The following is an 11,896-nucleotide window of genomic DNA, read 5'->3' as shown; positions in this document are numbered from 1 at the left end:
GCGACCGCGCGCGCCTGCCGCCGGACTACGCGCCGAGGGTGCTCTCGCGGACGACGAGCGACGGGGTGACGGCCGTCGAGACCGGACTCCCGCCGGCCACGAGCTCGAGCAGCGCACGGCCCGCGATGCGACCGAGCTCGTCGAGCCGCATGTCGACGGTGGTCAGCGGGGGCCGCGACGCGAGCGCCACCACGTCCCAGTCGTCGTACCCGGTCACGGCGACGTCCCCCGGCACCGACCGCCCGGTCTCCCGCAGTCGGTCGCACACGCCACGGGCGATCTGGTCGTTCCCGCACAGCACCGCGTCCACCGCGGACGGCTCCCGGTCGAGCAGGTCGACGGCCTGCCGCCCCCAGCGCTCGGACCACTCCCCGTGCATCGGAGCGCCCACCATCCGGTCGCCGAGCACGGGGGCAGCCCCGCGCGCCCGGTCCACCGCCGACCGTGCGTCCTGCGGGCCCGTGACGACGGCGACCCGATGCCGCCCGAGTCCGACCAGGTGCGCCGCCGCAGCAGCAGCGCCGGCGGGGTCGTCGAGCGTGATCGAGACGTCCGTGGGGTCGGTGGACGGGGTCAGCGCGTAGACGACGGGCACCGGGACCGGCACCTCGATCGGCGGCCGGGCATCGGCGGAGCGGCCCGTGACGATGATGCCGTCGACGCCGCGGGCGACGAGCGACCGGAGGTAGTGGGCCTCGCGCACGTGGTCGTCGCGGGTGTCGGCGACCAGGACCATCACCTCGCCGGCGGACAGGGCGTCCTCGGCCCCGAGCAGCACCGGCATCGTGAACCGTCCGAACGAGTCGGTCGTCACCATGCCGACCGTCCACGTCCGACCGGACGACAGCGCACGGGCACGCGCGTCGCCGACGAACCCGAGCTTCTCCGCCGCGTCCTTCACCCGCGCCCGGGTCTCGTCGCGCAGCTGCCCGGTGTCGTTCAGCGCCTTCGACGCCGTCCCGATGGACACTCCGGCGAGCGCGGCGACGTCGCTGATGCGAGCGAGTCGGGCTCTGCGGTCCGTGGCCACGGCAACGTCCTTTCCTGCGGGGGCCCGACGAGCGAGTCCGCGCCGATCCTAGGTGACTGCGATCTTGTGCTGCCGCACCACCTGTCGTACGATCGTCCCGGAAAGCGCTTTCCGTACGGACGGCCGCCAGTCAGACGCAAGGAGGCGCCATGACCACCACGACCGGAACCCCGACGGCCACCCCCGCGACGGGACGCGGCGCGCGGACCGCGACCCCGGTCCTCCCGACCGCAGGTGCGCACCTGGCGTCCCGTCCGCTCCCCGCCGGTGATGCGCGCATCACCGGGGGCTTCTGGGCACTGCGCCAGGACCGCAACGGTCGCGACGCCGTCCGCAGCGGGTACGAGCGCCTCCGCGACGCAGGGAACTTCCGGAACCTGCGCATCGCCGCGGGTGACGAGCAGGGCGAGGCGGTCGGGCCGATCTTCATGGACTCCGACGTGACGAAGTGGCTCGAGGCCGTTGCGTGGGAGTACGGCCGGGCCCCGGCCGACGACCTGCTCGAGCTGCAGCGCGAGGTGACGGCGCTCTACGCCAGGGCGCAGGCGGAGGACGGCTACCTCGACTCGGTGCAGCAGGTCCGGGGCGGGGGCGAGCGGTACGTCGACCTGAAGTGGAGCCACGAGATGTACTGCGCCGGGCACCTGTACCAGGCCGCGGTCGCGCAGCACCGCGCCACGGGTGACACCGGTCTGCTCGAGGTGGCCGTGCGGAACGCCGACCACCTCGTCCGGACGTTCGGCCCGGGTGACGACCGCACCCAGGACGTCGACGGCCACCCCGTCGTCGAGATGGGGCTCGTCGAGCTGTACCGCGAGACCGGCACCCGCGCCTACCTCGACCTGGCGCACTGGTTCGTCGACGCCCGCGGGCGCGGCATCATCGAGCGCGCCGGCGGCGAGCCGACGTACTTCTCCGACCGGGTCCCCGTCCGCGAGGCCACCACCGTCGAGGGCCACGCCGTCCGCGCCGTCTACCTGGCCGCCGGTGCCGTGGACGTCGCGATCGAGACCGGCGACACCGAGCTCCTCACGGCGAGCGAGCGCCAGTTCGCGGACATGACGGCCACGAAGGCGTTCATCACCGGCGGCCTCGGCGCCCGCTGGGACTGGGAGGCGTTCGGCGACCCGTACGAGCTCCCGACGGACCGCGGCTACGCCGAGACGTGCGCGGCCATCGGCGGCATCCAGTGGGCGTGGCGGCTGCTGCTCGCGACGGGGAAGCCCGTGTACGCCGATGCGATCGAGCGCCTGCTCTACAACGCGTTCCTGCCCGGCGTGAGCCTCGCCGGCACCGAGTACTTCTACGTCAACCCGCTGCAGCACCGCGACGGCGCGCACCAGGACGAGAACCGCTCCCCCGCCCACGGACGTCGCGGCTGGTTCGACTGCGCCTGCTGCCCGCCGAACATCATGCGCACGTTCGCGAGCCTCGACGGGTACCTGGCGACGGCGACCGACGGCGGCCTGCAGGTGCACCAGTACGCGGACGCCGACCTCGGCCCCGTCCGCGTCGCGACCGGCTACCCGCACGACGGCCGCGTGGTCGTCACGGTGACCGAGGACGGCCCCCTGGCGCTCGGACTCCGCATCCCGGCATGGTCGGACACCACCACCGTGACCACCCCCGACGGCACCGCGACCCCGGAGCCCGGCACCCTGCACGTGGTCGAGCGCGCGTGGACGGCCGGTGACACCGTCGAGCTCGCCTTCGACACGACGCCGCACCGCTACGTGGCGGACCCCCGCATCGACGCGGCACGGGGCCAGGTGGCGATCGAGCGCGGGCCGCTCGTCTACGCCGTCGAGCAGGCGGACCAGCAGGGCTTCACGGTCGACGACCTGACGGTCGACGCGAGCGCGCCGGTCACCGAGGAGCGCCGCGACGACCTGCTCGACGGCGTCGTCACGCTGCGCGTCGCCGGGCACGCTCCGGCGCGGCACGAGCAGGCGGCGTGGCCGTACCGACGGCTGGAGCGGACGGGAGGCGCGACGCACCCCGCCGACGCCACCCCCGTGACCGAAGCGGCCGGTCCCACGACCGCGGCCGGTCCCGCCGGGGCGACCCCCGTCACCGACGCGGCCGGCTCCGCGACCACGGCCGGTCCCGCCGACGCGACCACCGGCCTCCAGGCCGTCACCGCGACCGCCGTGCCGTACTACGCCTGGGCGAACCGCGGCCCCGCACCGATGCGCGTCTGGCTGCCGCTCGCCCACTGAGCGCGGTACCGCCCAGGTCGCACGACGTGCCGTCCGTCCGCGCGGCGGACGGCACGTCGGCCGACCGGGACGACCGCTGGCGGCACGTCGTGCGACCGGGACGACCGGCGCCGCCGCTCAGGCGGAGCGCCGCACCACGAGCTCGGGCAGCAGCAGCGTCTCGTCGAGGGGTTCCCCCTCGACGACGGCCCGGACCGCCTCGAGCACCCGCTGCCCCATCGCCATGAAGTCCTGGCGCACGGTGGTGAGCGGCGGGGTGAAGTGCGCGGCCTCGGGGATGTCGTCGAACCCCACCACGGCGATGTCGTCCGGCACGCGGAGTCCCTCGTCGGCGAAGGCGTGCAGCACCCCGAGCGCCATCTGGTCGTTGCCGGCGAAGACCGCGTCGACCGCGTGCACGTCGATCGTCCGCGCCGCCGCGAAGCCGCTCGCCGGGGTCCAGTCGCCGTCGAGCACGACCGGTTCGAGTCCGGCTCCGCGCATGATCCGCCCGTAGGTCTCCCGGCGGACCTCGGACTCCTGGGACACCGCGGGTCCGGCGATGTGCACGACCCGGCGGTGCCCTCGGGCGAACAGGTGCTCCATCACGAGGGTGGTACCCGCGGCCTGGTCGATCGCGACGGCGGCGACACTGCGTGCCGCCGGGGTCCGGACGGCGTCGCGCTGCACGGCGTTCGCGACGACGACGGGCACGGTGACCGGGATCGTCAGCGACGCGAGCGCGTCGAGCACGCGGTTGTCGGCGGCGACCAGCACGATCGCGGCGACGTCCTGCGCGAGCAGCGTGGTGAGCGCGCCGGACAGGTCCACGGGGCGCGGGTCGTCCGGCAGCGTCGAGAGCAGCACGTGGTACCCGGCCGACCGCGCGGCACGCTCGAAGCCGACCGCGGTGCTCGAGGGTCCGTACAGTGCGTCGCCCGCGGTGATGATGCCGAGCGCGCGACTGCGTCCGCCGGCGAGGGCGCGGGCGGCGGCACGCGGGCGGTAGCCGAGCTCGGCGACGGCGTCGGTGACCTGCGACCGGTAGGCGTCGCGGACGGTCGGATCGCCGTTGATCACGCGGGAGACGGTCTGGTGGGAGACCCCGGCGCGCTCGGCGACGTCGAAGATCGTCGGGGCCTTCCGGCGTCTGCCGCCGGGACCCCCGAGCGCGGTCGTTGTCGTCACGTGGCCGAGCGTAGCGTCCGGTCCGCTCGGCGCAACAACATCTCGGAACGGTCACGACGAGTTGACACCCCGGTACGGAACCCTCAGTATGTGAGCGCTCACACGAGCACATCCCACGGGGCACAGCAGCCCCAGCACCCGAGCGCGTCGAGGACGACGCGAGAGGAACAGAGGTACTTCGATGATGAAGCGCAGGATCATCGCGGGGGTCGCGGCCCTCGGCATCGCGTTCTCCCTGGCAGCATGCTCGGCCGGCGGCCGTGCGTCCACCGAGGGCGGCGGCGACACCGCGGACGGCAACAAGGGCGCCCTCGTCGGCGTCGCGATGCCGACCAAGGTCTCCGAGCGGTGGATCAAGGACGGCAACGCCGTCAAGAGCGACCTCGAGAAGGCCGGCTACAAGGTCGACCTCGAGTACGGCGACAACAAGGTCCAGCAGCAGGCCCAGCAGGTCAGCAACATGATCACCAAGGGCGCGAAGGTCCTGATCATCGCGTCGATCGACGGTGGTGCACTCTCCGACCAGCTCGACGCCGCCGCCAAGGCCGGCATCAAGGTCATCTCGTACGACCGCCTGCTCACCGGCAACAAGAACGTCGACTACTACGTGTCGTTCGACAACTACAAGGTCGGCGTCGACCAGGCTACCTCGCTCCTCACGGGGCTCGGCGTGCTGGACGACAAGGGCGAGAAGACCGGCAAGAAGGGCCCCTTCAACATCGAGGTCTTCGCCGGCTCGCTCGACGACAACAACGCCGGGTTCTTCTTCAACGGCGCGATGGACACCCTCAAGCCGTACCTCGAGGACGGCACGCTGAAGATCGGCTCCGGCCAGGACCAGCTCTCGCAGGCCGCCACGCAGCAGTGGGACCCGGCGACCGCCAAGGCCCGCATGCAGAACCTCGTCGCGTCGACGTACTCCGGCGGCACGAAGCTCGACGGCGTGCTCTCGCCCTACGACGGCATGTCGATCGGCATCATCTCGGCCCTCCAGGGCGCCGGCTACGGCTCGGGTGACCGTCCGCTGCCGATCGTGACCGGCCAGGACGCCGAGGCCGCCTCGGTCAAGTCGATCATCGCGGGCCAGCAGTACTCCACCATCTACAAGGACACCCGCAAGCTCGCGAAGCAGTCCGTGACGATGGCCGAGGACCTGCTCTCCGGCAAGACCCCCGAGGTCAACGACACCAAGAGCTACGACAACAAGGTCAAGGTCGTCCCGACCTACCTGTTCCAGCCCACGGTGGTGACGAAGGCCAACTACAAGGAGGTCCTCGTCGACAGCGGGTACTACACCGAAGCCGACCTCAAGTAGGACGCAACCATCCACAGGACTGGAGGCGCGGTGCACCCCCGCACCGCGCCTCCAGTCCGTCTCCACCCGCGCCCAGGCGCGGACGACGGAAAGGCGGTCCACATGGCGGACACCATCCTCGAGATGCGGGACATCACCAAGACCTTCCCCGGTGTGAAGGCGCTCCAGGGCGTCTCGATCGAGGTCGAGCGCGGTCAGGTCCACGCGATCTGCGGCGAGAACGGCGCCGGCAAGTCGACCCTGATGAAGGTGCTGTCGGGCGTCTACCCGCACGGCTCCTTCGACGGCGAGATCCTGCTCGACGGCAAGCCGGTGCAGTTCGGTGACATCAACGGCTCCGAGAAGGCGGGCGTGGTGATCATCCACCAGGAGCTCGCCCTCAGCCCGTTCCTGTCGATCGCCGAGAACATCTTCCTCGGCAACGAGCGCGTCAAGGGCGGGCTCATCGACTGGAACCAGACGAACCTCGAGGCGGCGGCGCTGCTCAAGCGCGTCGGACTCAGGGACAACCCGGTCACCAAGGTCACGGACATCGGTGTCGGCAAGCAGCAGCTCGTCGAGATCGCGAAGGCGCTCTCGAAGGAGGTCCGGCTCCTCATCCTCGACGAGCCGACCGCCGCGCTGAACGACGACGACTCGGAGCACCTGCTCGAGCTCATCCGCTCGCTGCAGGCCGAGGGCATGACGGCGATCATCATCAGCCACAAGCTCAACGAGATCAAGGCGATCGCGGACAAGGTCACGATCATCCGCGACGGCAAGACCATCGAGACGCTCGACATGCACGCCGACGACGTCTCCGAGGACCGGATCATCCGCGGCATGGTCGGTCGCGACCTGTCCAGCCGCTACCCGGAGCGCGAGCCGAAGATCGGCGAGGAGCTCCTGCGCATCGAGGACTGGACCGTCCACCACCCGCTCGACGGCTCCCGCGAGATCATCCACCAGGTGAACCTGAACGTCCGCGCGGGCGAGGTCGTCGGCATCGCCGGCCTCATGGGCGCCGGCCGCACCGAGCTCGCGATGAGCGTCTTCGGGCACTCGTACGGCACCGGCATCTCCGGCACCGTCTACAAGCGCGGGGTGCCGATCAAGACGAACACGGTGACCCGGGCGATCGACAACGGCATCGCCTACGCCACCGAGGACCGCAAGCGGTACGGCCTCAACCTCATCGACGACATCAAGCGGAACATCTCCGGCTCGGCACTGGGCAAGCTCGCCGACTGGGGCTTCGTGAACGCGTCGAAGGAGACCACCGTCGCCGGCGGCTTCCTGAAGAGCATGAACATCAAGGCGCCGAACGTCGACGCCGTGACGGGCAAGCTCTCCGGCGGCAACCAGCAGAAGGTCGTCCTGTCGAAGTGGATGTACGCCGACCCGGACGTGCTCATCCTCGACGAACCGACCCGCGGCATCGACGTCGGCGCGAAGTACGAGATCTACACGCTCATCAACGACCTGGCCGACCAGGGCAAGGGCGTCATCGTGATCTCGTCCGAGCTGCCCGAGCTGCTCGGGATCTGCGACCGCATCTACACACTCTCCGAGGGCACGATCACCGCTGACGTGCCCCGCTCCGAGGCCACGCCAGAGGTCCTCATGCAGTACATGACCCAGGAACGGGAGACCCCAGTCAATGAACGCGCTTAAGTCCGCCGCCGGCTACCTCACCGGGCAGCTCCGACAGATCGGCCTGTTCATCGCGCTGATCGTCATCGTCATCTTCTTCCAGGTGGCGACGAACGGCATCACGCTGGCCCCGATCAACGTCTCGAACATCATCGTCCAGAACAGCTACATCCTGATCCTGGCGATCGGCATGGTGATGGTGATCATCGCCGGCCACATCGACCTGTCCGTCGGGTCGGTCGTCGCCTTCAGCGGTGCGATGGCGGGCGTCATGATCACCCAGTGGGGCCTCCCCTGGCCGGTCGCGGCGCTCCTCTGCCTGGTCGTCGGCGCCCTCGTCGGTGCCTGGCAGGGCTTCTGGATCGCGTACTTCGGCATCCCGGCGTTCATCGTGACGCTCGCCGGCATGCTCGCGTTCCGTGGCGCCACCCAGATCGTGCTGCAGAACCAGCAGATCTCGCCGTTCCCGGAGGGCTTCCGCTCGCTCGGCTCCGGCTTCCTGCCGTCGTTCGGCACCACGGGCTACGAGCCGCTCACGATGATCCTCGGCATCGCGGCCGCCGCCGTCATGGTGATCTCGGCCTTCCGAGGCCGCATCACGCGTCGCAAGTACCAGCTCGAGAGCGAGCCGTTCGCCTGGTTCATCGTGAAGACGGCCTTCGGCGCCGCGCTCGTGATCTACGTGGCGCTGCTCCTCGCCAGCTACAACGGCACCCCGATCGTGCTCGTCGTCCTCGGTCTGCTCGTGGTCGTCTACTCGGTCGTCATGCGCAGCTCGGTGTTCGGTCGCCACGTCTACGCGATCGGCGGCAACGCCCTCGCCGCGCAGCTGTCCGGCGTCAAGACCAAGCGCGTCACGTTCCTGCTCTTCGTGAACATGGGCGTCATCGCGGCCCTGGCGGGCGTGGTCTTCACGGGCCAGCTCAACCTGGCCGCCCCGGGTGCCGGCAACGGCTTCGAGCTCGACGCCATCGCGGCCGTGTTCATCGGTGGCGCCGCCGTCACCGGCGGCATCGGCACGGTGCCGGGTGCGATCGTCGGTGGTCTCATCATCGGCATCCTGAACAACGGCATGTCGATCCTCGGTGTCGGCACCGAGTTCCAGTCCCTCATCAAGGGCCTGGTGCTGCTCGCCGCCGTCGCGTTCGACGTGTTCAACAAGCGCCGGGCGGCGTCCGCGCGCAAGTAGCGGTCGATCCCCCTTCGCCGAGGCTCGGGTCGGCGGACAGTTCCGTGGTCGTGGGACCGCGGAACCGTCCGCCGGCCCGAGCCTCGTTCTGTACGCGGAAGCGTCAGGCGGTCAGGACGGCCCAGGCGGCGGCCGGGAGGCGCAGGGTGCCGTCCCGCAGGTCGCCCCCGCCCGCCTCGATCCGTGTCGCGTCGGCCGCGGGCACCTCCACCGGGTCGTCGGCCAGGTTCAGGGCGGTGACCACCGCGGCGTCGGCCGTCGCGGTGCGCAGGACCACGGCCGTGTTGGTCAGGTGGACGACGTCGGTGTGCGCCCGGTGCAGCCAGGGGTTCCGCCGACGCAGGGCGACGAGGGCCTCGTGCGCGTGGGTCAGGTCGTCCGGCTCGGGCGGCGTCGCGGGCAGCTCCGGACGGACGGCGTCGTCGCCACCCTCGCGTTCCTCCTTGACCCCGGTCCAGCCGTACTCGTCCCCCGCGTAGACCACGGGGGTGCCGGCCACGGTGAACAGCACCGCGGCGGCGTGCCCGGCGAACCGCTCCCCCACCGCGCTCGCGATCCGCGTCACGTCGTGGTTGCCGACGAACGTGGTGGGGACGAACGTCGCGAGCAGGGCATCGTGCCGCTCCACGGCGTGTGCCAGCTCGAAGCAGTTCCGGTCGGCGATCCCGTGCCAGACCGCCTGCCACAGCTCGTACTGCGTGGTGGAGTCCATCGTCGACGCCGCGACGATCGCAGCTGCGTCACCGTGGATGACCTCGCCGCTGAACCAGGCGTCGGGGTACTGCTCGCGCACCCGCGGCAGCACCCGTGCCCAGAACGACGGCGGCACGGCGTACGCGGCGTCGAGCCGCCATCCGTCGACCCCGCGGGCGAGCCAGTAGGTCATCACCTCGACCACCAGGTCCTCGGCGGCGCGGCCCTCGTGGTCGAGCGCGACGAGGATGTCGTGCCCCTCGAAGTCGCGGACCGGCACGGGGTCCCCTGCCTGCCAACCGGACCGTTCGACCGCGAAGAGCTCCGCGGTCGGGGCGTCCGGGCCCTGTTCCTCGAGCGCACGGAAGGCGGGGTGCTCGCGCCCGACGTGGTTGAACACGCCGTCGAGCACGACCCGGACACCGCGCTCGTGGGCGGCCCCGACCAGCGCGACGAGGTCGGCCTCGTCGCCGAGTCGGGGGTCGACCCGGAAGTGGTCGACGGTGTCGTACCCGTGCGTCGAGCTCGCGAAGACCGGCCCGAGCAGCAGGCCGTTCAGCCCGAGGGCGACGACGTGGTCGAGCCAGGGCACGAGCCGCTGGAGCCGGTGCTCGACCGGACGGTCATCGACGGGCGTCGTCGGACGGACCTCGGCGCCGACCGCGCCGAGCGGGTAGACGTGCCACCACATCGCGTGTTCGACCCAGGCGGGTCCGTGCGGGCGGGGGTCGTTCGGTTCGGGCTCCACCGGTCCGATCGTGCCAGCCGAGCCTGTGCTGTGGGTCGTGTCGGACCGCAGGACCAGGATGGTGCGCATGGGACGAGCGATCAGGACCGCTGCGGACGCCTCGGCATCGCAGGAGGCGCACGCGGAACGGACCTGCGCGTCGTGCGGTCGGCGGATGCCCTCGTCCGCCGCCCCCGACGCGAAGTGGTGCTCGGCTGCGTGCCGGAAGCACGGCGTCGACGCCACCGACCGTGCCCTGGAGCAGCGGATCGACGAGCTGCTCGCCGCCCGTGCACGGACGTCGAGCATCTGCCCGTCCGAGGTCGCGCGGTCCCTCGAGCCCGACGACTGGCGACCCCTGATGGAGCCCGCCCGGCGGGCAGCACGCCGCATGGTCGCGCGGGGTGAGGTCGAGATCACCCAGCACGGCAGCGTGGTCGACCCGTCCACGGCGAAGGGTCCGATCCGGATCCGACGCCCCCGGTAGGGAACACCTGTCGTCGGCGCGCGTTGCACCCGACGATGACGACCACCACAGAACCGACCCCCGCCCGCCCCGAAGCCCTCGTCGTGGGTGCCAGCGGCATCACCGGCGCCGCCCTCGTCGACCACCTGCTCGGTCTCGGGTGGGACGTGACCGCGCTCTCCCGTCGGCCGCTCGCGCGCGACGGTGTCCGGGCCGTCGCCGCCGACCTCCGCGACCCGGACTCGCTGACGGCGGCCCTCGCCGACGAGCGGCCCACGCACGTGTTCTTCACCGCGTGGCAGCGCCAGGAGACCGAGGCCGAGAACATCCGCGTGAACGGCGGCATGGTCCGCGACCTGCTCGCCGCGCTGTCCCACGCGCCACTCGCCCACGTCGCCCTGGTGACCGGGCTGAAGCACTACCTCGGCCCCTTCGAGGCGTACGCGGCGGGCGAGATGCCGGACACGCCCTTCCACGAGGAGGAGCCGCGGCTCGACACCCCGAACTTCTACTACGCGCAGGAGGACGAGCTCTTCGCCGCAGCCGAGCGCCAGGGGTTCACGTGGTCGGTGCACCGCTCGCACACCGTCATCGGGTACGCCGTCGGCAACGCCATGAACATGGGCCTGACCATCGCCGTGCAGGCCACCCTCGCCAAGGAGCTCGGCCTGGACTTCGTGTTCCCGGGCAGCGAGGCGCAGTGGAACGGGCTGACCGACATGACCGACGCCGGCATCCTCGCCGAGCACATGGTCTGGGCAGCCACCAGCCCCGAGGGTGCGGACGAGCCGTTCAACGTCGTGAACGGTGACGTGTTCCGGTGGCGGTGGATGTGGCCGCGTCTCGCCGCACACCTCGGCGTCGACCCGGCTCGGGTCGTCGGCTACCAGGACCGTCCTCGGCCGCTCGAGGAACAGATGGCTCCGCACGAGGGTGCATGGGCCGGCATCGCCGAGCGGTACGGACTGGTCGAATCGGACATCACCCGGCTGGCCTCGTGGTGGCACACCGACGCCGACCTCGGCCGGGCGATGGAGGTCGTCACCGACATGGGCAAGAGCCGCGAGGCGGGTTTCACCGCCTTCCGCCGGACCGAGCGGGCCTTCACCGACCTGTTCGACCGCTACCGCGCCGAGCGGCTCGTCCCGTAGCCGTACCCCGTGCGACCCGGTCGGGGTACACGAACCTCCGACCGGGCCGCGAGCCAGCGCCGACGCCCTGGTTGTCTCGGTTCCACAGACGCCGGGAGCCCTCGGCGGTTCCCGGAGGAAGGAAGACACCATGTCGCTCGGAGACAAGGCCAAGGACGTCACCCAGAAGGTCGCCGGCAAGGTCGAGGAGGCCGTCGGCCACAAGACCGACGACGCCGAGCTCACGCACCAGGGCCAGAAGGACCAGGTCATGGGCGAGGGTCGCCTCGACAAGGAGAAGGCCAAGGACGCGTTCGACGGCAAGTGA

10 protein-coding genes are annotated in these 11,896 nt (G+C 71.3%); 7 read left to right on the top strand and 3 right to left on the bottom strand.

Annotation, left to right across the window (positions count from 1 at the left end; genetic code table 11):
* Nucleotides 1-25 precede the first annotated feature (25 nt).
* Nucleotides 26-1,030 (bottom strand): LacI family DNA-binding transcriptional regulator, encoded by a 1,005-nt coding sequence (locus ACIQFY_RS05895; protein ID WP_066655648.1) that lies wholly within the window; start codon nt 1,028-1,030, stop codon nt 26-28.
* Nucleotides 1,031-1,179: 149 nt separating this feature from the next.
* Here ACIQFY_RS05895 and ACIQFY_RS05890 point away from each other — a divergent pair, with 149 nt between their 5' ends.
* A complete protein-coding gene (locus ACIQFY_RS05890; protein WP_400338740.1) occupies nt 1,180-3,249 on the top strand; it encodes a glycoside hydrolase family 127 protein in 2,070 nt (689 codons plus the stop codon).
* Between the two features lie 117 nt (nt 3,250-3,366).
* On the opposite strand, the gene ACIQFY_RS05885 is transcribed toward ACIQFY_RS05890, so the two are convergent.
* The gene (locus tag ACIQFY_RS05885; protein ID WP_326495313.1) at nt 3,367-4,416 is read right to left on the bottom strand and encodes a substrate-binding domain-containing protein; all 1,050 of its coding nucleotides are present in this window, start codon (nt 4,414-4,416) and stop codon (nt 3,367-3,369) included.
* A 181-nt stretch (nt 4,417-4,597) separates the two neighbouring features.
* Here ACIQFY_RS05885 and chvE point away from each other — a divergent pair, with 181 nt between their 5' ends.
* The 3 genes from chvE to mmsB all read left to right on the top strand — a co-directional run bounded on the left by chvE (nt 4,598) and on the right by mmsB (nt 8,552).
* A complete protein-coding gene (gene chvE, locus ACIQFY_RS05880) occupies nt 4,598-5,731 on the top strand; it encodes a multiple monosaccharide ABC transporter substrate-binding protein (protein ID WP_066655659.1) in 1,134 nt (377 codons plus the stop codon).
* A gap of 102 nt (nt 5,732-5,833) precedes the next feature.
* The gene (mmsA, locus tag ACIQFY_RS05875; protein ID WP_066655660.1) at nt 5,834-7,384 is read left to right on the top strand and encodes a multiple monosaccharide ABC transporter ATP-binding protein; all 1,551 of its coding nucleotides are present in this window, start codon (nt 5,834-5,836) and stop codon (nt 7,382-7,384) included.
* Complete coding sequence (gene mmsB / locus ACIQFY_RS05870) at nt 7,371-8,552, top strand: multiple monosaccharide ABC transporter permease (protein ID WP_066655663.1); 1,182 nt, start codon at nt 7,371-7,373, stop codon at nt 8,550-8,552. Before mmsA ends, mmsB begins: the two co-directional genes overlap by 14 nt.
* A 103-nt stretch (nt 8,553-8,655) precedes the next feature.
* Here the strand turns inward: mmsB and ACIQFY_RS05865 are convergent, their stop codons facing one another.
* A complete protein-coding gene (locus ACIQFY_RS05865) occupies nt 8,656-9,936 on the bottom strand; it encodes an alpha-amylase family glycosyl hydrolase (RefSeq protein WP_400339230.1) in 1,281 nt (426 codons plus the stop codon).
* 124 nt (nt 9,937-10,060) lie between these two features.
* On the opposite strand from ACIQFY_RS05865, the gene ACIQFY_RS05860 reads away from it, so the two are divergent.
* The 3 genes from ACIQFY_RS05860 (at nt 10,061) to ACIQFY_RS05850 (ending at nt 11,896) form a co-directional block, all read left to right on the top strand.
* Entirely contained in the window at nt 10,061-10,459 is a 399-nt protein-coding gene (locus ACIQFY_RS05860; protein WP_400338737.1) for a DUF3253 domain-containing protein, read from the top strand.
* Nucleotides 10,460-10,494: 35 nt separating this feature from the next.
* Nucleotides 10,495-11,589, top strand: coding sequence for an SDR family oxidoreductase (locus tag ACIQFY_RS05855; protein ID WP_400338735.1), 1,095 nt, complete (start codon nt 10,495-10,497; stop codon nt 11,587-11,589).
* Nucleotides 11,590-11,719: 130 nt separating this feature from the next.
* Complete coding sequence (locus ACIQFY_RS05850) at nt 11,720-11,896, top strand: CsbD family protein (protein ID WP_144411351.1); 177 nt, start codon at nt 11,720-11,722, stop codon at nt 11,894-11,896.

The organism is Curtobacterium sp. NPDC092190, assembly GCF_044755625.1.
Lineage (GTDB): Bacteria > Actinomycetota > Actinomycetes > Actinomycetales > Microbacteriaceae > Curtobacterium.
This window is presented reverse-complemented; position numbering and strand designations above follow the sequence as displayed.

Coding starts and splice junctions, on each gene's coding strand:
- ACIQFY_RS05890 (WP_400338740.1), top strand. CDS start 1,180: ATGACCACCACGACCGGAACCCCGACGGCCACCCCCGCGACGGGACGC.
- chvE (WP_066655659.1), top strand. CDS start 4,598: ATGATGAAGCGCAGGATCATCGCGGGGGTCGCGGCCCTCGGCATCGCG.
- mmsA (WP_066655660.1), top strand. CDS start 5,834: ATGGCGGACACCATCCTCGAGATGCGGGACATCACCAAGACCTTCCCC.
- mmsB (WP_066655663.1), top strand. CDS start 7,371: ATGAACGCGCTTAAGTCCGCCGCCGGCTACCTCACCGGGCAGCTCCGA.
- ACIQFY_RS05865 (WP_400339230.1), bottom strand. CDS start 9,936: ATGTGGTGGCACGTCTACCCGCTCGGCGCGGTCGGCGCCGAGGTCCGT.
- ACIQFY_RS05860 (WP_400338737.1), top strand. CDS start 10,061: ATGGGACGAGCGATCAGGACCGCTGCGGACGCCTCGGCATCGCAGGAG.
- ACIQFY_RS05855 (WP_400338735.1), top strand. CDS start 10,495: ATGACGACCACCACAGAACCGACCCCCGCCCGCCCCGAAGCCCTCGTC.
- ACIQFY_RS05850 (WP_144411351.1), top strand. CDS start 11,720: ATGTCGCTCGGAGACAAGGCCAAGGACGTCACCCAGAAGGTCGCCGGC.